The sequence below is a fragment of the Paenibacillus ehimensis NBRC 15659 genome (assembly GCF_004000785.1).
GTDB classification, from domain to species: Bacteria; Bacillota; Bacilli; order Paenibacillales; family NBRC-103111; genus Paenibacillus_G; species Paenibacillus_G ehimensis.
Genome location: NZ_BILX01000054.1, coordinates 1 through 21,691, shown reverse-complemented (window position 1 = coordinate 21,691; position 21,691 = coordinate 1). Strand labels below are relative to the sequence as shown.

Annotated in this window: 24 protein-coding genes; 6 read left to right on the top strand and 18 right to left on the bottom strand. The window is 51.8% G+C overall.

The features are described from left to right. Positions 1-17: 17 nt before the first annotated feature. From PEH01S_RS24330 to PEH01S_RS24300, 7 genes are all read right to left on the bottom strand, one after another. Positions 18-794: a polysaccharide deacetylase family protein gene (locus PEH01S_RS24330; RefSeq protein WP_302879290.1), complete on the bottom strand. Its 777-nt coding sequence runs from the start codon at positions 792-794 to the stop codon at positions 18-20. 127 nt (positions 795-921) lie between these two features. Next, positions 922-2,745 (bottom strand): sensor histidine kinase, encoded by a 1,824-nt coding sequence (locus PEH01S_RS24325; protein WP_127488557.1) that lies wholly within the window; start codon positions 2,743-2,745, stop codon positions 922-924. Next, positions 2,742-3,419, bottom strand: a complete 678-nt coding sequence (locus tag PEH01S_RS24320) for a response regulator transcription factor (protein ID WP_127488593.1) — start codon at positions 3,417-3,419, stop codon at positions 2,742-2,744. Before PEH01S_RS24320 ends, PEH01S_RS24325 begins: the two co-directional genes overlap by 4 nt. Positions 3,420-3,547: 128 nt before the next feature. After that, positions 3,548-4,666 (bottom strand): FtsW/RodA/SpoVE family cell cycle protein, encoded by a 1,119-nt coding sequence (locus PEH01S_RS24315; RefSeq protein ID WP_025850402.1) that lies wholly within the window; start codon positions 4,664-4,666, stop codon positions 3,548-3,550. Further along, positions 4,663-5,814 carry a putative lipid II flippase FtsW gene (gene ftsW, locus PEH01S_RS24310; RefSeq protein WP_127488555.1) on the bottom strand — a complete coding sequence of 384 codons (1,152 nt, stop codon included), beginning with the start codon at positions 5,812-5,814 and terminating at the stop codon, positions 4,663-4,665. Before ftsW ends, PEH01S_RS24315 begins: the two co-directional genes overlap by 4 nt. Before the next feature lie 32 nt (positions 5,815-5,846). Next, complete coding sequence (locus PEH01S_RS24305) at positions 5,847-6,227, bottom strand: DUF1634 domain-containing protein (protein ID WP_127488554.1); 381 nt, start codon at positions 6,225-6,227, stop codon at positions 5,847-5,849. Then, a complete protein-coding gene (locus PEH01S_RS24300; protein ID WP_246063057.1) occupies positions 6,224-7,054 on the bottom strand; it encodes a sulfite exporter TauE/SafE family protein in 831 nt (276 codons plus the stop codon). Before PEH01S_RS24300 ends, PEH01S_RS24305 begins: the two co-directional genes overlap by 4 nt. A 144-nt stretch (positions 7,055-7,198) precedes the next feature. Between PEH01S_RS24300 and PEH01S_RS24295 the strand changes: the two genes are divergently transcribed. Continuing rightward, the gene (locus PEH01S_RS24295; RefSeq protein ID WP_127488552.1) at positions 7,199-7,654 is read left to right on the top strand and encodes an Lrp/AsnC family transcriptional regulator; all 456 of its coding nucleotides are present in this window, start codon (positions 7,199-7,201) and stop codon (positions 7,652-7,654) included. Positions 7,655-7,684: 30 nt separating this feature from the next. Here the strand turns inward: PEH01S_RS24295 and PEH01S_RS24290 are convergent, their stop codons facing one another. Genes PEH01S_RS24290 through PEH01S_RS24275 form a run of 4 tightly spaced genes read right to left on the bottom strand, consistent with a single transcriptional unit; the run spans position 7,685 to position 11,687 of the window. Then, positions 7,685-7,888, bottom strand: coding sequence for a hypothetical protein (locus PEH01S_RS24290; RefSeq protein ID WP_025850407.1), 204 nt, complete (start codon positions 7,886-7,888; stop codon positions 7,685-7,687). Continuing rightward, positions 7,885-8,988 (bottom strand): GerAB/ArcD/ProY family transporter, encoded by a 1,104-nt coding sequence (locus PEH01S_RS24285; protein ID WP_127488551.1) that lies wholly within the window; start codon positions 8,986-8,988, stop codon positions 7,885-7,887. Before PEH01S_RS24285 ends, PEH01S_RS24290 begins: the two co-directional genes overlap by 4 nt. Before the next feature lie 3 nt (positions 8,989-8,991). Then, a complete protein-coding gene (locus tag PEH01S_RS24280; RefSeq protein ID WP_025850409.1) occupies positions 8,992-10,191 on the bottom strand; it encodes a Ger(x)C family spore germination protein in 1,200 nt (399 codons plus the stop codon). 5 nt (positions 10,192-10,196) lie between these two features. Then, positions 10,197-11,687, bottom strand: a complete 1,491-nt coding sequence (locus tag PEH01S_RS24275) for a spore germination protein (protein WP_127488549.1) — start codon at positions 11,685-11,687, stop codon at positions 10,197-10,199. 231 nt (positions 11,688-11,918) lie between these two features. On the opposite strand from PEH01S_RS24275, the gene PEH01S_RS24270 reads away from it, so the two are divergent. Continuing rightward, entirely contained in the window at positions 11,919-13,634 is a 1,716-nt protein-coding gene (locus PEH01S_RS24270) for an alkaline phosphatase (protein ID WP_127488548.1), read from the top strand. 7 nt (positions 13,635-13,641) lie between these two features. Here the strand turns inward: PEH01S_RS24270 and PEH01S_RS24265 are convergent, their stop codons facing one another. Next, complete coding sequence (locus PEH01S_RS24265) at positions 13,642-14,421, bottom strand: DUF817 domain-containing protein (protein WP_025850412.1); 780 nt, start codon at positions 14,419-14,421, stop codon at positions 13,642-13,644. A gap of 275 nt (positions 14,422-14,696) precedes the next feature. Between PEH01S_RS24265 and PEH01S_RS24260 the strand changes: the two genes are divergently transcribed. After that, entirely contained in the window at positions 14,697-15,611 is a 915-nt protein-coding gene (locus PEH01S_RS24260; RefSeq protein ID WP_127488547.1) for a class I SAM-dependent methyltransferase, read from the top strand. Positions 15,612-15,692: 81 nt separating this feature from the next. Here the strand turns inward: PEH01S_RS24260 and PEH01S_RS24255 are convergent, their stop codons facing one another. The 3 genes from PEH01S_RS24255 to PEH01S_RS24245 all read right to left on the bottom strand — a co-directional run bounded on the left by PEH01S_RS24255 (position 15,693) and on the right by PEH01S_RS24245 (position 17,135). After that, positions 15,693-15,971, bottom strand: coding sequence for a DUF2277 domain-containing protein (locus tag PEH01S_RS24255; protein ID WP_025850414.1), 279 nt, complete (start codon positions 15,969-15,971; stop codon positions 15,693-15,695). A 259-nt stretch (positions 15,972-16,230) separates the two neighbouring features. After that, the gene (locus PEH01S_RS24250; RefSeq protein WP_025850415.1) at positions 16,231-16,647 is read right to left on the bottom strand and encodes a VOC family protein; all 417 of its coding nucleotides are present in this window, start codon (positions 16,645-16,647) and stop codon (positions 16,231-16,233) included. 152 nt (positions 16,648-16,799) lie between these two features. Next, positions 16,800-17,135 (bottom strand): ArsR/SmtB family transcription factor, encoded by a 336-nt coding sequence (locus PEH01S_RS24245; protein ID WP_025850416.1) that lies wholly within the window; start codon positions 17,133-17,135, stop codon positions 16,800-16,802. A gap of 211 nt (positions 17,136-17,346) precedes the next feature. On the opposite strand from PEH01S_RS24245, the gene PEH01S_RS24240 reads away from it, so the two are divergent. From PEH01S_RS24240 to PEH01S_RS24230, 3 genes are all read left to right on the top strand, one after another. Beyond that, complete coding sequence (locus tag PEH01S_RS24240) at positions 17,347-17,760, top strand: VOC family protein (RefSeq protein WP_127488545.1); 414 nt, start codon at positions 17,347-17,349, stop codon at positions 17,758-17,760. Positions 17,761-18,058: 298 nt separating this feature from the next. Continuing rightward, entirely contained in the window at positions 18,059-18,340 is a 282-nt protein-coding gene (locus tag PEH01S_RS24235) for a hypothetical protein (protein ID WP_025850419.1), read from the top strand. A gap of 145 nt (positions 18,341-18,485) precedes the next feature. Beyond that, a complete protein-coding gene (locus PEH01S_RS24230; RefSeq protein ID WP_127488543.1) occupies positions 18,486-18,773 on the top strand; it encodes a hypothetical protein in 288 nt (95 codons plus the stop codon). A gap of 153 nt (positions 18,774-18,926) precedes the next feature. On the opposite strand, the gene PEH01S_RS24225 is transcribed toward PEH01S_RS24230, so the two are convergent. The 3 genes from PEH01S_RS24225 to PEH01S_RS24215 all read right to left on the bottom strand — a co-directional run. Then, a complete protein-coding gene (locus PEH01S_RS24225; protein ID WP_127488541.1) occupies positions 18,927-19,937 on the bottom strand; it encodes a sensor histidine kinase in 1,011 nt (336 codons plus the stop codon). Then, positions 19,934-20,608, bottom strand: a complete 675-nt coding sequence (locus PEH01S_RS24220) for a response regulator transcription factor (RefSeq protein ID WP_127488539.1) — start codon at positions 20,606-20,608, stop codon at positions 19,934-19,936. Before PEH01S_RS24220 ends, PEH01S_RS24225 begins: the two co-directional genes overlap by 4 nt. A 175-nt stretch (positions 20,609-20,783) precedes the next feature. Further along, positions 20,784-21,691: thioesterase domain-containing protein (locus tag PEH01S_RS24215; RefSeq protein ID WP_246063054.1), on the bottom strand; the 908-nt coding region annotated here is incomplete at its 5' end.

The window sequence follows — 21,691 nt, the reverse complement described above, 5'->3', positions numbered from 1 at the left end:
CCCACTCCTTTATGATTTTACAAGCGATGATCCTTCATGAAATTCAGGTGAAAATGCTTCGTTTCGTCATATACGGCGAACTTGTAGCCCTTTTGCTTATAAAAATCGATGATTTCCGGCAGCACTTGCAGCGTCTGCGGTTTTTCGTGCATGAGTACGACCTCCAGATCCGCCTTCGTCTGCTTCTTGATATTGTCGACGATCTCGTTCGGGTGCCCCTTGAGCTTCCAATCGTTCGAATCAATGGTCCAGTCCCACACCTTGATCCCCGCTTGCGCAATTTGATCGCGGAGGCGCTTATCGTTTAATCCCGGCGACGAACCGTACGGCGGACGCACCAAATGCGGATTCTCGCCCGTAATTTGCCGGATGAGCGACAAGGTTTGCTTCATTTCCGGCACGAATTGCTTCTCCTCGTACAGCTTCTTATATTGGTGGGTCATGCTGTGCCCGCCGACGTAATGCCCTTCCCGTACGGCGCGTCTTACTTGGCCTTGCAGCTCGGTACGTTTCAAGTTGCTTCCTTGCATAAAAAAGGTCGCCTTGATGTTATTTTGCTTCAGGACGTCGAGAAATTGCCCCGTCCACTCGCTCGGGCCATCGTCAAATGTTAAGTAGACGACCTTCCCTTGCGGCTTGCCGTCGGCCGAGGCTGCCGCGTTCGTGTCCGCAGGCGCTCCGCCCGGCTTCACGACCTCCTTTTCCGAAAAAGCCGTCACCTTCGCCAGCCCGAAAAACAGCAGCCCTGCGGCACCGAGCATCACGCCCCATCTTGCTCTTTTCTTGCTTCCCACTCCATCCATCTCCTCTCTCTATCGATAGATTAATAGAGAAAGATAAAGATGAAATGCAGATCGTATTCAGATGAATTAAAGAATTACGAGAGCTGCAAGCATACAAAAAAAGTGCAGAACCGAAGTTCTACACTTTCTTATTCAAGCAGAAGAAGAACAGCACGCCGTCCGCCGTATTGGTCACGCCATAAGGCACCCCGTGCAGCTCCAATATTTTCTTGCAGATCGCAAGCCCCAGCCCGGTTCCTCCCGTGGAACGATGACGGGAAGGCTCGGCGCGGTAAAACCGGTCCCAGATTTTCTCCAGATGCTCGGCTGGAATGGACGCCCCTTTATTTTCGACACGTACCGTCACCGTATCGTGCGATTCGACGGTCGAAACGTGAATGGCTTCTCGTTCCGGCGTATGCCGAATGGCATTGGTTAAGAAATTGACGATCACCTGCTCGATCCGATGCTGATTGGCAACCACGACAGCCGGGGACAGCCGGAGGTGCAGCTGCAATTGCTTTTGCTCGATGTCCATCGCCAATTTCCCGCATACCTGCCCAATGACGGCATCGATCGCAAACGAGTCCATTTTCATCTTATACGTCCCTGACTCGTATTTGGCCAGATCGAGCATATCGACGATCAGCAGATCCATCTTCTTCACTTCGTTCTCCATGGCGGCGAAATAGTGGTCTCTCTTGTGGCTCGCCACTCCGTCCCCCAGAATCGACAGACAGCTCTGGATTACGCTTAGCGGTGTCTTCAATTCGTGCGATACGCCGGAAATAAATTCTTTCCTCGTATGCTCCAGCTGCTTCTCTTTCTCGATATCCTGCTGCAGCTGTGCGATATAGGAATGCAGCCGGTCGGAAAGCTCGTTAATATTGCGGGACAGATCGCCGATCTCATCCTTGGTTGTGATCGGAATTTTTTCGGAAAAGTCCAGGTCCGCAATCTTTCTCGTCGTATGGTTGATGCGCAGCAAAGGACGGGCAATCCCGCGGGAATAATAGAACGATGCCAGCAGCACGAGCAGCAGTGTGGCGATAATGATATAGACATAGTAATCTTGCATCACCCCTGCGGCTTCATCCACAGGCTGCAGCGAGGTCATCGCGAAAATGTACGTGGGATCCCCCGTCGGATCTTCAATGCGGTCCACGAACATTTTGTAATTTACATTGTTTTCTTCATAATTCACGATCCGGACCGCATTCGAATGGTCATCATAGTCTCCGTAGAGAAGATCCGCTTGAAAAGCTTTGACCCGTTCCAGATACAAATGGTTCGTATAGCGCGCAGCTCCCGCACCTTCCGGTGTCTGGACCTTTGTAATCGTTCCGAGGACCAGAGCAGAGGGATACTTTTCATGATATTTGACCGGATTCTCGAATCGGGGGACGACTTCATACTCCTTCTTCACCAGCTGCTGATTTTCCAGACGATTTTCCTCTCTCAGATTGGATGCCCTTGGCCCCATCCGCTGCGGGAACAACCGATTTTTCACCATAATGCCTTCCATGGCAATTGGCTGCCCCTCTTTAATAAATGGTTCAAGAAACGGACCGCCTTTACTGAAATCCTCCACATTCATGACACTGTACAGCGGGATGGTCATCGTTTTATTGGAAAGGGCGGGTGTGTCAGTAGAGCGCTTCAAGCGGACCTCCATGTAAAAATCGTCCGTATATTTCAAATTGCCCATGGCGTCCAATGCCGTGATCCAGGTGCCATGCTTTCGATAGAAATCTTGCTCCAGCTTGGCTACGGCCTGTGCGTCCCCGGCATGCTTCAGGTAATCCTGGCGGTAAGATTGAAGGGCTGTCTTGACATCCTCCTCTTTTTGATGCACATAAAATTGCTTGAAAAATACGGCTTGCCCGCCAAAAATGATCGTAAGAATAAGGATGCATAACGCGGACGTCAGCAAAAACAGCTTCAATACGATGCCGATCCTCATGCGTGATCCTCGAATTTATAGCCCGAGCGCACGACCGTCATGATGCATTTGGACTTATCCCCTAATTTGTGGCGCAAATTGCGGATGTGGCTGTTGACGGTGCGGTCGTCGCCTGCGAAATCATAGCCCCAAATTTTCGTAATGAGCTGTTCTCTTGTGATGACGATTCCTTTGTTTTTCATCAAGTACGTTAATATTTCAAATTCGGTATGCGTTAGATTGCCGTTAACCCCGTCGACCGTGACGGTACGGGAAGGAAAATGCACCGCAATGCCGCTGCTCACCAACGTATCGCCCGCGGACTCTTGAACCGGCCTGCTCTCAAGCAGCCGCTTCGCTCTTGCCAATAAAATCGGCGGACTGTACGGCTTGGTCACATAGTCATCCGCGCCCAGCTCGAATCCGAGCAGCGTATCGTCCTCGTCCACCCGGGCCGTCAGCATAATGATAGGAACGTTCGAGCTCTTGCGGATGCGCTGGCACACGGACCAGCCGTCCAGCTCCGGCAGCATAATGTCCAAAATAATCAAGTGCACTTCGCGTTCCTGAAAGAGCGACAGCGCTTCTTTCCCGTCCCCCGCTTCCAGCACGTCATAGCCTTCGTTGATGAAATAATCCTTCATAATTTCGCGTAAAATAGGCTCGTCTTCTACAATCAATATCGTTCTATGCATCGCTTGCTCTCCCGTTTCCTTCGTTATCCCTATCATTCTATTCCCCTCCGGCCTTCTCTTCAAGAAAGAATACTAGGAAAAAATGAAGATAATGTGCAGATCCGGTGCAAATGAGGCGAAGAACCGCTTTATTCAAACTGGCCCTGATGAATTTTGACGCTTAGAACGAATCCGAGCGCAATCATATTGGTGAGCAGCGAGCTTCCTCCGTAGCTGATAAAGGGCAAAGAGATGCCGGTTAACGGAACTAATCCGATGTGCATCCCGATATTCACGTAAATCTGAAAAACGAGCATGGCCGTCACCCCCGCAACCAGGTAAGTGCCCGCCAATTCCTTCGTCTCCAAAACAATGCCGACCATCCGGTAGATCAGCAAAAAATACAGCATGAGCAGAATCGTCGCGCCCAAAAACCCGTACTTTTCGCCAACAACCGCAAAGATTGAGTCGGAGTACGCATAAGGGACAAACCCCTGCTGCTGGTAATGTTCGTTATTTCCATGCAATTGGCCCGAACCGATAGCCATCCGCGCTTGTTCATAATGCCACGACTTCTGGGGATCGCTTCCCGGTTCCAGGAACGTCTGGATTCTCGCCATCTGATGCGGCTTGACGATCTTCGACAGCAGTTCACGGTCGGCATAATACAGCCACAGCACCGACCCTACCGCAATCCCGGCAGCGCCAATGGCGGTCAGCATATACGACAACCGGATGTTTCCCGTCCAGATCATCCCGAAAAAGATGCCCACAAATACGAGAGCCGTGCCCAAATCCGGCTGTTTCAAAATAAAAAGAATGGGTACCGCAAATACGGCGCAGACGGGCAGGAGATCTTGAACGAAGCGCAGCTTCTCTCCCTGCCGCTTCTGCAGCAGATGCGCAGCAAGCAGAATCGTAAACAGCTTCACCGGCTCGGAGGGTTGAATTTCCACGGAGCCGATGCTTAACCACCGGGCCGCCCCGTTCACGACGTGCCCTTTCCAATGAACGTAGGCAAGCATGCCGATGCCGAAGGCATACAAGTAGTAAGCCAGCTTGCCTGTGAGCAACCGGTAATTAAGCACCGTTACCAGCAGCATCGGAACGCAAAAGACCCCGAAATAGATCATGCTGCTGATGTGCAGACCATCCAATTTGGTCCCTGCGGTGGCCCGGTAAACCGCCACCGTGCCGGCGGCCACCAAGCACAGCATAAATACAAGGATGCCGCGGTCTATTTTTTTCAGCTTATCCAAAAATATCATACGGGTACCTCGATCTTCGATTCTTGGGATTGGCGCAATCGCTCCTGCCGCCTGCGGTTGTTGTCGCGCGAGATGCTTAACAAAATACCGGTGCATGCCATGCACGATACTAAGGAGGAGCCTCCGTAGCTGATAAAAGGCAGCGGAACGCCCGTAATCGGCAGACTGCCGGTAACGGCCCCGATGTTCAGCACGAATTGAATGCCGATCATCGTTACGATTCCCATGCCCAGCAGGAAGGCAAACGGATCCTCGCTCTTGAACGCGGCCATAAAGCCCTGCAATATAAAGACGAAAAACATGGCAAAAAGTAGCAAGGTGCCGATAAAACCCAATTCCTCGCCGATCACCGCAGCGATAAAATCCGTATGCGCTTCCGGCAAATAAAAAAGCTTCTGGACGCTTTGGCCCAAGCCGCTCCCCGTGACTCCGCCATGCCCAAGAGCATAAAGCGACTGGACAAGCTGATAGCCGGAGTCTGTCCGGTGATCGAACGGAGCGGCGAACGAAACGAGGCGCTCCAGCCGGTAGCTTTTACCGACCACGAGGAGAACAAGCACCGGCAGAAGTCCGAGAGCCAGAACAAGAAGATGGCGCAAATCTACGCCGCCCGTCACAATGACCGCGCCGGCAATAAAGCCGAGAATGATCACGGTGCCGAAATCCGGCTGCAGCAGGACAAGCAGGAGGACAATTCCTACCGCAATCACTAAGGGAAGCAATCCCGTTTTAAACACGCGGACAGCCTCCCCTTTTCTGCTGATCAAGGCCGCTAAATAAACGATGATCGCCAGCTTGGCGTATTCGGCAGGCTGAAAATTTAACCCGCCGACGGCAAACCACCGTTTCGCGCCATTGATGTTCGTACCGCAAATCAGCACCAGGATCAGCAAGAGCAGCGTGGTCAGCAGAAGAAACGGCGCCGCCCTCTTCCAGAGTTGAATAGGAAGACGCATGAACAACAGCAGGAAAAAGCCTCCGACCAATGCAAACATTCCCTGCTTAAACAAGTAGTACGAGGCATTTCCATGCTTCAGGACAGCCTGGGGCGAGCTGGCGCTAAAAATCATGACGAGACCGAAGCAGACAAGCACGATGGTGATAAAAAAGAGCAGAAAATCCGGGCGCCCTCGTATCGCAGGCTTCAATCGGAAACACCTCCTGGAACACCGTCAACGCGCTAAGCCTTGCCGAGTAAAAAGCTGACGACCAGGATGAGAAAAACAAGCAGGCTGATGCACGCATATAAATAATCTTTTTCCTTCAAGAAGACGAAGATCGATATTCCTACCCGGAATACAGGCGTCATGATCAGCAGCAGCAGCCCCGTCAAAATGATGGCGTACGGTTTAAGCTGCAGCAAGCCTTGCCCGATGTCCGGCAAACGGGCCGGAAACGTCCGCCCCGGGTATCCGCTGTCCCCCAGAATCAGGAAGAGGGCCAGCCCCAGTAAAATGACGGCTGCGCTGAGAAGCACTCCCGCCCGCAAATATTGGCTGATCCTGAGCTCCACGGCGGCAATCGGACGGCCGCCCGCTTTATGTCCATCCCCTTGGCTCATACGATAACCCCCGTTCCTTGCAGGATCATTTGTACGGCGACATACGTCAGGACGGGTACGAACCATTTGCGGATCGTCGTGCTTTTCATCCGCTGCATGATTCTGGCCCCGGCCGTCGCTCCGATCAATACGCCCAAAGCGACGGGAGCGGCTATTCCGGGATCAATGTCCCCCCTGAACAAATACACGCCCGCGCTGGCTGCCCCGGTCACACCCATCATAAAATTGCTCGTGGCGCTGGATACCTTGAGCGGGAGCTTCATAAACACGTCCATCGCCATCACCTTAAAGCTGCCGCTGCCGATCCCAAGCAAGCCGGATACGACGCCGGCGCCGTACATGACTCCGAAGCCGCCGTACACATTGTCCACGTGATAAGAGACGTTTTCGTTCAACGCCTTGTCATAGTAAGCGCCTTGTAATTTGAGCTTTTGGGCTAACGGATGCATCGGAACGTCCTGGGGCAGCTCGCTCTTCCCTTTCTTCAGCATCGCCAACGCGGAATACAGCAGCAGCAGCCCGAAGATGATATACAGTACCGCGGGAGACATCAGACCTCCCAGGAATGCCCCGGTAACCGCGCCGACCGTCGTTGCGATCTCCAAAAACATGCCGACTCTGACATTGGTGATCCGGTCTTTGATGTAAGCAATCGCCGCTCCGCTCGAAGTCGCGATAACGGAGATGATGCTTGCGCCGATGGCAAGTCGGATGTCTACGCCGAACAGAAGCGTCAGCGCCGGCGTCACGACGATGCCTCCGCCGAGACCAAGGACGGAACCGACAATGCCCGCCAAGATAGAGATCAATAAAATTTCCGCCGCCATGATGGTCAAAACCTCTCACTCCTTTCGTGCTAGTTACATACATATGTATACTACATTATTTACTTTCGATCAATATATGTACATGTTCACTTTACATTGTATATGATATAATGAGCTTAAAGTTTCCCCGAAAGGTTGAATGGCATGCAATTTAAAAATTTGGACGAGATCGACACCCGGATTCTGAAGCATTTATCGGAGAACGGGCGGCTGAGCAACGCGGAATTGGGCCGCCTTGTCAACCTGACCCGCGCGGCCGTCCGCGACCGGATCAACCAATTGGTCAGCAACGGCATCATCGACCGGTTCACGATTACCGTGAATCCGCTGAAAGCGGGCAAAATGCTGTCGATGTATTTTGATATCGAAGTCACATGGGAAAGCATGCAGCAGGTGATCGGCGAGCTGACGGCAGACGAGGAAATCACGAACGTGTACCAGATGAGCGGCAAGCCGCATCTGCATGTCCACGCCCTGCTGGACGATCCGGAGCATGCCGAGCGGTATATGACAAAGCTTCAGTCGATTCGGGGGATCACTTCGGTGCACAGCGAAATTGTCATCGCTCGCCATAAGGAACGGGGCGGGTTATTGATTTAAGGGGAATGGTGGCTTGGCCGTTCGGGACGCTTACAGGCCTGCCCGGTCGAGCAGCCAGCCGAGCCACCGGGTCGGATTGATCTCGCGATGGAGAAAAATGCTTATCCAGACGATACAGCCAAGACAGGACAAGGTGACGAACAGTCCGATTTCCTTTAGCGATTTATGGCTGCGCAGCATCGCAGCAAGGCCGGCGCCGAGGGCTACGAGGAAACATAGGATGAACCCGGTCACGCTGCCTCCCTCCCGTCTTTGTTCCGGCCTCTGCGAACCCGGGTGAGGATAATAAGCAGGACGGGGAATACGACTCCGTAAATACTGGCATATTGAAAAATATACCGTTTGTCCCACTCGATATTTTCTACGACGTTGTCGCTGAACGTAATTGCAAAGCCCGAAACCAGCAGCATGAGCGGGATGGCGATCCAGGTTCGGTCGCTCAGCCGAAACAATTGGCAGATGCCGGTCACCGCGCAATGATACGTGATGCACAGCTTGATGAAAATCCATACGAGCCATACGATCACGATCGTCGTTTCCACACGCTCGATAAATTCCGCAATCCGCAGCTCTTGTGCGATAATAAACAGCGGATACGTAAAATGGGAAGCCCGCGTCACGCCAAGCACGCCGATCGTCACGAAAATGATTCCGCTTAAAAGCAGGGCCGCCAGTCCGATGCCGAGCAGCAAAGCGGTCTTAATCCCGCTCTTGACATAAGGAGCCAGCATCATCAAGGAAACGACTTCGAGAAAAGGGAACCCGATAAGGGCTCTTGTCTCTCTCATCGTCTCCCACACGTGTAACTGAAACATGGGCTCGAAGCGTTCCCACTTCCATTCGGCTACGGCAAACAGGCAGATGGCCACCAGCAGGAATACGACCGCAGGGGTTAGAAATTCGTTGACCCGCGCAATGCTTTCCACCCCTTTGACGGACGCGTAACACACCACGATCAAAAACATAAAGTGAAACACGGAAATCGGCGTATTCGGCATCAGGGTCGATTTCATAAAGTCCCCCAAATTGCGGGTGACCCAGCTGGAGGTCTGGATAAAAAACCAGATATACAAAAGCGCGATGAACCCGCCGATTTTAGTTCCCGCCGCCTTGATGCAAATCTGGACGATGCTCAGTCCCGGATTACCTTCCGCCAGGATGAGCCACAGGCAAGCGATCAAGACGACGGCAGCCCCCGCCCACAGCGGCACAAGCCAAGCATCCTGTTGCGCCGCGGCAATCATCCCTCCCGGCCGAAGAAAAAAAGCGGTGCCGATCGTAAAGTTAAATACCAGCAAAAAAAACTGCCAACCGCCGATACGAGCGTTCTCCAACGACTATCCCCTCTTCTCTTTATACGGATCGATGGTCGTGCCGATGATCCGGATGCTGCTATGTACGGTTAGCTGAAGCTCCGTTTTTTTCCAAGCTCCTTCTTCCTTCTTGGCATCCGCCCATTCCTTTCCCGGTTTACGCTTGATTTGCGCTTCGATTCCGAGCAGGTCCCACCCGAGCCGTTTCGTTTTCTCGTAGAACTCGGAAGCTCTTTTCTCCACCTGCGCGTTAAACTGCGCTCTGATTTCATCCAGATTTTGCCCGGTTAATTTGACGTTCTGGTCGTTTTCGAAAAGCTGGGTCTCCGCATAGATGTCCATGGTTAACACCGGCTTGCCGGACACCATCGCCAGCTGCTTGCGGACTTCAGGCTTCGGCGCTTGAAGGTCGACGCGTTCTCCATTGACGATCAGCGATTCGCTGAATACGCCGATCCTGCCGTCCAATAAATAGAACCAGGGCAGATCGGACGGTTCCAACCGGCCGATCATCCGGTCATGCTTGAATACGGCGGCTCCCTTCATGATGAAGTTCCCTTGATTGGCGTCGATTTGCTCGTACCGTTCGGTAGTCGGCATCGGCTTGGCGCCGGCTAAGCTGATGATTGGCAGGACGGTTAGCACGGAGCCTTCCATGTTCTCGACCAAATCTTTTACACGGGACCGCTTGCTTTCCCAGCCGGAGTATTTGGACTGGAACTCGATCATTGAGCGTTCGGCACGGCCGGGCAGTCGTTCAAGCGGAATATACGTCTTCATCATATCCGAGAGCGGCGAATCCGTGACGAGCAGATGAATCGTAGCTCTTCGGTCCGGCTGCTTCTCAAGAAAATTAAGCACTTCCCTTAATCCTTCTTTCGCAAACCGTTCGGACACGATCAAAGCTTGGTAATGATCGTAAAAGGGTCGTCTCGGAATGAGATCGAACGTTCTATCGGCCAAGTCCACGGCGGAATATCCGTCTATCTTGTACGTATAGACCGGAGCTTTGATGCCTGCCCCCTTTTGCACGGCGACTCCCGGAGGGTTAATCACTTGATAATACGCCGTGTATTTCCCGTTACCGGGTTCCCTGTCCATCCCGACCAAGTTTACGATGGCAAGCTGATTGACCTCAACCATATCCCAGCAGCCCGTAAAACTGCAGCAGGCTGCGGCCAGCGCCAGCAGCTTTCCCGTACGGACGATCGTTTCAAGAATCATGCGGCTCACCTTTTTTTCCGTTTGGCATCGTTCATGCGGGGGAAGGTCGTCAACCACGGCCGCGGCACCCGGACCAAGATGTCCTTCCAATCCGAGAAGAACGTTGGCGCAACCGGAGCCAGGTAAGGCACGCCGAACGACCTGAGCGAAGCCAAATGAACGAGCGTGAACAGCACTCCGCATAAGATGCCGAAGCCGCCCATAAACCCGGCCAAAATCATGTAACCGTATTGCAGAAACCGCTGCGCAACCCCGAAGTTGTAGAAAGGAGCGACAAAATTGGCAATCGCGGTGATGGCGACCACGATGACCATCGCTGCCGATACGAGGCCCGCATTGACCGCCGCTTCGCCCAAGACGAGCGCTCCGACGATCGATATGGCTTGACCCGCAATCCGCGGCATACGCAGGCCGGCCTCGCGCAGCACCTCAAAGATGACCAGCATCAGAAACGACTCCATGTAGGAGGGGAACGGCACCCCTTCCCGCTGTGCCGAAATATTGATGAGAAGCGCAGGCGGAAGCAGCCCTTGATGGTACGAAGTTACAGCAATGTAAAGCGAAGGAACGAATACGGAGAGCAGAAACGCCAGAAACCGGATCCACAACAAAAAGGTGGCAATATCCGCCCTTTGGTAATAATCCTCGGGAGACGTAAAATATTGCATAAACGTAAAAGGAGCGATCAGCGTCAGCGGGCTGCCGTCCACCATGACCGCGACCCGCCCTTCCAGCAGATGGGATGCCGCGACGTCGGGCCGTTCCGTTCGCATTAAGGTCGGAAAGATGGTCCAGGCTTTATCCTGAATCCATTCCTCCACGTAGGTGCTGTCCAGAATACTGTCCGTATGGATCGGCTTGATTCGTCGCCGGAACTCGCTCACCACTTCCTCCGGCGCGAGATCCTTCATGTAGACGATAAGCACTTTCGTCTCGGTTGCCGTGCCGATCTGCAGCTGCTCGAAACGCAGGGCGGCCGTACGGATTCTTTTGCGGATCAAGCCGACATTCGTGGCAATGTCCTCGATAAACGCCTCGTGGGGTCCCTGTACCGTCGTTTCCGTTTTGGGCTCCGACACTTGACGCTGGTAAAATTTTGCCGTGTCGAGCGCGAGCACATGCTCCGACTCCGGGATGACGAGCAGACACTTTCCTTCCAGAAGACTTTGCGCGCTTGACTGCAAATCGGAGCAGGCCGATATCGCGGCAACCGGCAGCCGGCGCTTCAGCAGCTCCCCAAGCTCCGATTCGCCTTCCCAACCGCCGGACAACGCCTCCCCGGCGAACATACGAAGAACGTTATCTTCGATTTTCCTCTTGTCGGCCAAGGTTTCAATAAATAAATAGGTGCCTTCCAGGCTGGGGCCAAAAGTAAACGATTGATGAATGAGGTCCGGCGGATTTCCAATCGTATGGATCAGCAGATCGACGAAAGATCGGACGTCGCTTTTGTCAAATTGAGGGTTATCGGTTGGCGGTCTGGTCCCTTCGATCATGCGAAACCTCCAGCTTTTCGTTATGCTTCATTTATTTCCATTCCATGGAGGAGTAATACAGAACCTAAAATAAAAAACACCGCCGAAAGGCAGTGTTTGCGTGAAGTATCGTCCTCATGGAAACGTCCGGCGAGCATATCAGAGTGAATTTTTCTAAATCATTTTACTACTTACATTTTATTCCTTATACTATAATAAGTTGGGATATCCTTATACCGATGGGAGGAATAAATGATGAAGAAGAAAGCCGCAAGTGTTTTTATTGCATCCTTCTTATTATGCAGCCTGATCCCGGCTTCGCTGTACGCCGAGAACGAGGGTGCGAAGCCGCTGTCCAAAAATCTCATCGTGCTGATCGGTGACGGCATGGGACCCGCTCAGGTTACAGCCGCACGGCTTTATTCCAAAGCTATTCTGGGAACGGAGAGCCTGCATCTGGACGGTTACTACGTCGGTCAAGCCAGTACGTTTTCGGAACGCGGGGAAGCGGACGGCAGCGTCGAATCCGGCATGATCACCGATTCCTCGGCGGCAGGAACCGCTTTGGCGACCGGCCGCAAAACGTACAATTCCGCGGTCAGCCTCTCCAACGAAGAGGTGGCCAAGCCCTACGCCTCCGTGATTGAAGCCGCGGAAGCGAAAGGAAAAGCGACCGGACTCGTCACGACGGTAAGAATCACGCACGCGACGCCGGCCGTATTCGCTTCCCACGTACGCAGCCGCAAGAACGAAGCGGCCATCGCTTCGCAAATGCTGGATAGCGGCGTCGATGTTTTGCTCGGCGGAGGCGCGGATTATTTTACGGGAAAGGAAGCCGGCGGAAAACGTTCGGACACAACGATTGTTCCCGATTTCGAGGCCACAGGCTACTCCGTCGTCCAAGACATGGCCGGACTAAAAGCGCTGACTGCAAAGCATGATAAAGTGCTCGGCCTTCTCGGCCGGTCGCACCTCGACTATGCCATCGATCGCGATAGCTCTTCCCCGAGTCTGGCCGAACTGGCGGGAAAAGCGATCGAGCTGCTTTCGGCCAAGCCCGAAGGCTTCGTGCTCATGATCGAAGGCGGCCGGATCGACCACGCCGCGCATGCCAACGATTTGCCGACCATGGTCAAGGAGGTGCTGGACTTCGACGCGGCCGTGAAGACGGCAATGGATTTCGCCAAGAAAGACGGCAGCACATCCGTTGTCGTCACCGCAGACCATGAGACGGGCGGTCTGTCTCTTGGCCGCGATAACATGTACGACTTGCCTATCGACCTCTGGAACCGGCAAAAGCAATCTTCCCAGATGCTGAATGCAGCTCTTGAGAAAGCCCGAACGCTGGACGAAATCCGGCAGCTCGTTCAAGCGCACACGTGGATTACGGATTTGAGCGACGAGGAGGCCCGCTTCATTCTGAATGGCGACGGTACGGACTACGAGCGGGAAGGCGCGTATAACGCCGTCATTTCCAAACGGCTGTTAGCCGGGTGGTCCGGGCACGGTCATTCCGGGGTGGATGTGGGCGTCTGGGCATACGGACCGATTGCCGATCTCGTGAAGGGAAAAATCGATAACACGGACATTGCCAAGGCGGGCGCCAAAACGATCGGCGTCGATCTCGATGCCGCAACCGCCGGGCTGCAGGCCAAGTATTGGTACCCCAGGTTCAAGACGGCACCCGGCGGATCGGTCGTCTATCCGGCCAAAGCGCTCGCCGCGGAACTGGGGGCATCGACGGAATGGGACGAGACTTCCGGCACCGTGCGGTTCGTCAAAGGCGGCACAACGATTGTCGTGAGCCTGAGAGACGGCAGCGCGGCATTGAACGGCCAGGCGGCAGCCTATACCGTCCATGTCGATAAGGGCACGCTGTATTTATCCCTTGACGCCTTCAACGCGCTCAGCGGACAGAGCATGACCTGGGACCCGCTTTCCGAGCGTCTGGTGCGGAAAGCAGGCTGACCCTCCTCTACCCTTCGCGCCGCAGGTTCTCCTTTACATGCTTCAATTGGGCTACAATAATAAAGCTGACAATCACCAGCAGAAACCAGGAGCTGAACTTGCTCCACGACACCATGCTCCAGCCGTCTTGTTGATGGGGGTACCGCCATGCCCCCAGCCAAGTTCCGATATTTTCGGCGATCCAGATAAAAAAGCCGACCAGCGCAAAACCAAGCGTGAGCGGCATCCGGTACACGCTGTCGCCCACTTTGAAATACAGCGCCGTCCGGAAAAACAGTACAAACAGCAGAGCCGCAAGCAGCCAGCGCAAATCGGGGATGAAGTGGTGGGTCATAAAATTCAAATAAATCGCCGCCCCAAGCGAAACCGTCCAGACGGAAGACGGCCATCGTTCCAAGCGGATGTGCAGCCTGCGCCAGGCTTGGCATAGATAGCTGGCCACGCTCGCGTACATGAAGCCGCTATAGAGCGGGACGCCGCCGATTTTGGTCCAGCCCGGCTGCGGATAATCCCAAGAGCCCATATGTACTTTATACAATTCGAGCGCCAGACCGATGAGATGAAACACGCAGATAACCTTCAGCTCGTCGATCGTCTCCAGCCCTGCCCGCACCATGACGATTTGCACGGCGATACAGATGACGAGCATCCAGTCGTAAGCCGGCATCCCGGGCAGCGGTGCGATTTTCAACAAGGCCAACGAAAGAAAAATGCAAGCGGGAAACACGCAGGACATCGCTTCCTGGTAGCCAAAAAGCAGCAGTTGTTTGCCCCATTTCCAACTCATGCCATTCCCCCTCCTTTTGTATCCTGTGGCAGCCGCACAGATCGCTGCCTCTGTTTTTATTGTAATCCGAAAAACAAGAACAAAAAGAGAAATGTGAAAATCCAAAATTTCATATTTTTATAGAGGGGGGGGCTGTTTTGTGTCTTGCAATAAGAACAATTACCTATTGACAAATTTATTTGTTTATGCTATAATTTACATTTAAATAAATCGTGTGTATAATAAGATTCTCCTGGCCAGGGGAATCTTATTTTTTTATGCTGGAGGAGCATTGTATGAAGCCAACGGAGTCCAGTTTAACTTCCTTAATATCCGCGTTTGGTCGAGCCTATCACAGCCAATATGACACACCCAAAATTTTCGATGACTTTTTGGCAGTGAATCTCATTTCCCAACAAGAGTTTTCGGACATCAGAGAACATATGATTCGAGGGATACCGTTTTTCAATCAGGATATGGCTGAAAGGTTACAGGATAATCCGGATGAAATTTTGAAATGGATTGTACAAGTTCAGCTTTCCCCTACACCGTTGGCACGTGCTGCGTATTGCGAAAACGTATTGCTCAACGAAGTCAGGTTAGGATTAAAGCAGTATGTCATCCTCGGAGCCGGGCTGGATACGTTTTGCTTCCGGCATCCGGAATTGAGCAATCGCCTGGAAATATTTGAAGTCGATCATCCGGCTACCCAGGAATTCAAAAAGAAAAGGTTGAATCAAGCCAAGTTTGACATTCCGAGCAATCTTCATTTTGTTCCTATGGACTTCACCCGTCAGTTTGCTTATCAACATCTAGTAGAGGAAGGATTTGAAAACCAAAAAACGTTCTTTAGCCTGTTGGGGGTTTCGTATTATTTAACGAAAGAAGAAATTTCAAGCTTGCTCTGTCATTTATTTGCCAAAGTCCCTGCAGGAAGTTCTATCGTTATGGATTATGCGGACGAAAACCTGTTTGAAGAAAAAGGGAGGTTTAACCGGGTTGAACATATGGTGAGCATGGCTTCCGCAAGCGGAGAACCGATGAAATCGTGCTTCACTTATGACGAAATCGAGAATCTGCTGGAACCATCAGGCTTGCTCATTTATGAGCATCTGTCGCCGGCGGCGATCCAAGACCTTTTCTTTAGCCATCGCACAGACGATTTGTCTGCGTTCGAGACGATTCATTATATCCATGCCGTAAAAAAATAATGTTTCCGTTGAAAAAATGGCCTCCCCATCCTCGCCAAGGATTGAGAGGCTGTTTCTTTTTATCCTGCTTCTATATGTATCTTATTTCTCTTCAACCCCGAACCGTTTCGCCGATCGGATGCGGGCGCGTTCGATTTCCACCTCGCGGTTGCGGGGCTCGGCATGCGTTACCAGCGAGTCCAGCAGCTTCCGGGCAGCGGCCGTGACCTCCTCAACGGCCAGCTGGAACGCTTCCTCGTTCGCCTTCGAAGGCTTGTTGAAGCCGGACAGCTTCCTCACGAATTGAAGCGAGGCGGCTTGAATCTCTTCCTCGGTTGCCGGAGGGTCAAAGTTGAACAACGTCTTAATATTTCGGCACATCGCTTTTCTCCTTTGGGATCTTTTTGAGGTCATCTTACTATAACTCTTCTCCCATTCGCCACTTATCTCCCTATTTATCGAACGATTGCACTTTTTTCAATAAAGATACTTTATCGTGGTAGCCAATGTACCCCATTGCTTTTCCTGTTCTCGTGAGTAAATTTGGAATGGGCAGGCTCAAGTCCCAATGAACACATGATAACGTGATTCCCGTGAAAAAACCTCCCATATGTACGGGAGGTTTGCAGCATATTTTCTCCTACGCTTGTTGGATCGCACTTGCATCCATGTAGATTAATTCCCACAGATGACCGTCGATATCCTGGAAGCTCCATGTGTACATAAAGCCATGGTCCGTCGGATCGTTCGAAGCCTGGCCACCGGCAGCCAAAGCCTTATTGACAAGCTCGTCCACCTGTTCCCGGCTGTCGGCGGATAAGGCGACGATCACTTCCGTGCTTTTGGCGGTATCCGAAATGTCTTTCTTCGTAAACGTTTTGAAGAAGCTTTCAACCAACAGCATGACAAACGTGTTGTCGTTGATAATCATGCAAGTGGCGTTTTCATCGGTAAACTGGGCGTTGAACTCAAAGCCGAGCTTCGTAAAAAATTCGATGGATTTGTTCAAATCTTTAACCGGTAAATTAACAAACATTTTATCCGCTGTAAATGCCATGACCGATCACCTCATCGTTAATTTGAATGTATTGCGGGAACTCCGGACTTGACTGGCGGAAATTCCACCAAGCTTTGAAGCCTTCTTCAAATCGTAGACGACCCTCCTCTCCTATGGCTCGCCATCAGCGCACGCCGTCATGTGCGGCGCGGCTACGGCTTGTCGTCAGGTTTCCGGTCTGACTTTTGCAGCTCGAGCAAATAATCGTCCAGACGGTCGAACCTTTCCTCCCAAACGCGGCTGAACGATGCGAGCCAACGATTCAGCTCCAACAACGGTTGGGGCCGCAGCCTGTAAATCCGGCGGTTAGCGACCGGCTGCATCTCGACAAGTCCGGCTTCGCTAAGGACGCGAAGATGCTTGGAAGCTTGCGGCTGGTGGAGCCCAAGCCGATCGGCGATTTCCCCTACGGTGAGCGGGCCGTCACGCAAGAGCTCGACGATCTTTAGGCGGTTGGGCTCCGCAAGAGCACTCAAGATCGAATTCATGCAATCAATGTTATCCGAATTGGAATATTCCTGTCAAGGTATATTCGAGAGGCGCCTTTGGAATCCCTTTTATTCTAGCATATGAACCAAGCAGCGATTTCTTACGGATTGCTATCTTGGTTTCGGATGGTGATTTACATGATTGATTCGGATGGTTTTGGTTAATACTTCTAATAGGATAAGTCGATTTCATAAGGGAGATGGATTTAGGATGGGAAACGCAAAACAAAAAATCACCACGTTCTTCATGTTCGAAGGTAAAGCCGAAGAGGCCATGAATTTCTACATCACTTTATTTGACCAATCGGAAATCATCAGCATGCAGCATTACGGACCGAACGAATCCGGTGCCGAAGGAACCGTGGTGCAAGCCTTATTTTCGCTCAACGGACAAGTGTTTATGTGCATCGACAGCAGCGTGAAGCACGACTTCACGTTCACCCCTTCTATGTCATTATATGTAACATGTGATACGGAAGCGGAGATCGACCGGGTATTCGGGAAGCTGTCCGACGGGGGATTTGTTATGATGCCGCTGGGAGCTTATCCGTTCAGCGAAAAGTTCGGCTGGGTTCAAGATAAGTTTGGCGTCTCTTGGCAGTTGACTCTTGAGAAGAAGATCTAACGGTTTTACAGAACGTTAACAAATGTTTACGAACCAAGGTCAAAAGCGGAAAACCGCCGCCGACGGGCAGCGGTTTTTTGCCTTTTTTACTCCAACAGCAGCGTTTGACGACCGACAAAAAATGACGCTAAACAACATTTTACAAAAAAATATCTTGAAATTATACAAAATATCGCATATTATTTTCTACATGAGCAATATATTAGGTAAAATATTATTTTTTTTGTAATATGTAACACACACCTTGGAATACATATTCTATATTGCTCAAGAAAATCGTTTAGGGGGAAATTTCCACGTGAACACAAATGTAAATCCCGGGGCGAACGTGAACTACGCTAACCAGCCTCAATCCGCACCGATCATGACAGTAAAAGATTGGCTCATTACGATGCTGATTTTGATCATCCCGCTCGTCAACCTTATTATGCTGTTTGTATGGGCCTTTGGCGGCGGAGCGAATCCGAACAAATCGAATTATGCGAAAGCCGCGCTGCTCTGGATGGTCATCGGATTTGTCGTATATTTGATCTTTACTTTTCTGATTATAGGTCTCATCGGCGTTTCAACGTATCGATAAGTTCATGCGATCAAGCAAGCCTGTGCCAAATCTCAAAAAGATTTGGGGCGGGCTTTTTATTTTGCCAATTCCGCATAGGACAAAATCCGACTGCCATACCTTATATCGTACGCCGGCTATATCCGACGAGCAGGAGGGCAGACGATTGCACACCTCAAAAGCCAAGCCCAACCCCTATCCGTTCCTTGCGATATCCGCTTCGGATCTCAAGAAGGTCATTGTGATCGAGTTGATCTCCAGCACCGGGATCTATGCGATCGTCCGAAAAGCAACCGCTTCGGATCTGCTCGCCATCGCAGCCAGCACGGCCGCGAGCACCGCGCTGCAAAAATGGTCGGAGCTGCGTCGGCACAAAAGATTGCCGAATATGCGGCCGGCCAAACCCATCCCCTGGCCCAGCCCGGAGCGCGTAAAGCGAACCCGCCTAACCTAACTGCTTATATCGGCAGGTTCGGCCCAATTCTTAAGTTTTTTTCCAAATAAAAAAGCAGGCCCGTGCGCAAAAGTCGCATGGGCCTGCTCAGCCTGGACGAGAATCTGTCTCAACAAATCTATTACGATTGCTTCCCACCTTGGCCGTAGCGCGCTAGCGGATGGCCGAATAGACGGTATAATAATCGGACAGCTTGTAGAAAATGACCGTGAATTCCGTATAGGCGCCCTCTTCACTCGCTGCTTCGAGTCCTATGCTTAAACGCTCCGCCATTTTCTTCGCGTAATAAAGCCCCATTCCCGTCGATTTCGTACCCGACCGACCGTTTTTGCCGGTAAACCCTTTGTCGAAAATGCGGGGGAGATCCTCCCGCGGAATGCCGATGCCGTTATCCCGAATGCTGACGTAATAAGCCCGCTCCTCTTCCCTTACGGCGATCGTCAGCCGGCCGCCCGGGGGCGTATATTTGCTGCTGTTGTTCAGGATTTGGCATAAAATATCGAATACCCATTTTTTGTCGCTAATGACCGTAAACGGCTTCAAATCCGTCTCGATCTCGATATTTTTATGAATGAAGAACAGCGCGTTCTCCTTAATGGCGTTCCGCAATACCTGACAGACGTCCACTTCCTCCGCGGCCATGTCCTCATTGTAATGTGTCGCCCGGGTCATCTGCAGCACCTGATGAATCCTGAATTTCATCTGCTCGATCTGGTTCCTCAGCTCGTGTCCGTTCTCCATCTCCTCAAGCAGCAGCTCGCTCACCGCAAGGTTCACCTTGATATCGTGCACCCATTGCGTCATGTATTCCTGGGTTTCGTTCATTTTTTTCTTGTACTCTTCTTCCTTTTCCGAAAAAAGCTTGTGCTGCCGTTCCAGAGCTTTGGTCAGCATATCGGTATAGAAATCGCCTTGGGGATCGGTTTTTCGCCCCTTTTCTCCTGTGTCGTGCAGGAAGCGGGCATACGTTCTCTTTTGCTTGACGTAGCCGTAAACGAAAAACACAAGCTGCGTCGTGACGAGCAGAACGTCCATATAAACGATATCCGCCGTTCCTTGGCCGAGCGGCACGCTGCCGAACAAGATGCCGTTCGTCAAGAGCACCAGAACCGCATTGCTGATAAGCCACAGCTTGTGGCTTCGAATATAATCGCGCAGCCTCATGGGATGATGTAGCCCATTCCTTTTTTGGTATGGATGAAATCGCCGACGCCGATATCCTCCAATTTTTTTCTTAACCGGTTCATATTCACGGTGAGCGTATTTTCATTGACATACAGATCGTCATTCCAGAGCTGCTTCATCAAGCTTTCCCGGGATACGACCTTCCCCTTATTCTCCATCAGCGTCTTTAAGGTTCGAAACTCGTTTTTCGTCAGGTCCAGACTCGCCTCTCCGTAATAAAGCTTCGTATCGTTCAGATTGAGAATCACCTGGTTGCACTCGATCAGCTGCGTCTCGACCGTCCGGTACTCATAGGTGCGCCGGATAATCGCCTGCAGCTTCGCCACAAGCACGTGGCTGTCAAAAGGCTTCTGGATATAGTCGTCTCCCCCGTTGTTCATCGCCATCACAATATCCATACTGCTCTCTCTGGACGAAACGAAAACGATCGGGACGCTCGAAACCTCTCTGATTTTCTTGCACCAGTAAAAGCCGTCAAAAGCCGGAATGTTAATATCCATCAGCACGATATGCGGCTCGGCCGCTTCGAACGATTTCATAATATGTTCAAAGTCCTCGCAGACGACGGCATGATAGCCCCATTTGGAAAGCAGCTTTCTCATGGCGTCCGCTAAATCCTTGTCATCTTCAATGATCAGCAGGTTATACATCGTTTTCCATCCTTTACCTAAATCAGGATTTTCCTATTAAAATAGTACCTTTCTATCAAGCAATCGTCAAACGGTTAAGACCTCCAAAGCGGGTACAGCAAAAAAGGGCCGCCCTTTGGGCCGCTAAAACGGCCTTTCAGGACAGCCCTGCCTTGGTGATGCTGCGGCTGTTTTTTTAGACTACGGTGATATTGCGGGTCTGCTGCAAAATATTCGTCAGCACCGCCGCATTGCTGTGCAAGTAACCGGGGGCGAGCATCTCGCCATGCTTTCCGAACCCTTGGTATCGCGTATAACGCTTGGTCGTATAATCGCTCCAAGCTATCGGAACGACAGCCGGATTCTCCGCTCTCGGAGCCTCTCCCGCCTTTTCCGCTTCGATAAAGTGAATGTTGGTACCGATGACTTCGTCGTTCGCGAGTCCGTTCAAATAATGTGAGTACGCCTCGATTTTATGCTTGACCTTGTCTTTAAAATCACCTGTTTCAAAGAGCTTCCGATACAACGGATGGGTGCCGGCCTCCTCAAGGATGTCTTGATATACATTCGCGGTGTCCGCAGATTGAATCCGCACGACAGCATTGTCGAATTTATAGCTGTCCAGCAGGATCAGGTCCGAAACCTCCAGACCCCTGCGGGCCAGCTCGGCCGCGACCTCGAACGCCAAGTTGCCCCCGGCGGAATAGCCGAATAACACATAAGGGCCTTCCTGCTGCTTGCTTGTCATTAAGCTGACATAGCGGTCGATACGATCGTCGCTTTCGATAAAATCAAACGCATAGAGCGAGTGCGATCCGATCGCCTGCGCCAGCTCACTATAAACGATTCCAAGCCCGGCTATCGGCGGGAAAGCGAAGATATGAGCCTCTTTCTGCTCGTTAAGCAAATAGATGCCGTCCTCTTCGGAGGCCCGCCGGTATTCTTCCGTGACAATGTACTGCGCGGCGAGCCTGATCGTCGGGTGCTTGTAGAGGCTGTGTAATTCCAGAGCAACGCCGAACGCGCTCTTGATTCTCGACAGCAGCTTGATCAGGCTTAAGGAATTGCCTCCGGCCTCGAAGAAATGGTCGTCGATGCCGATGG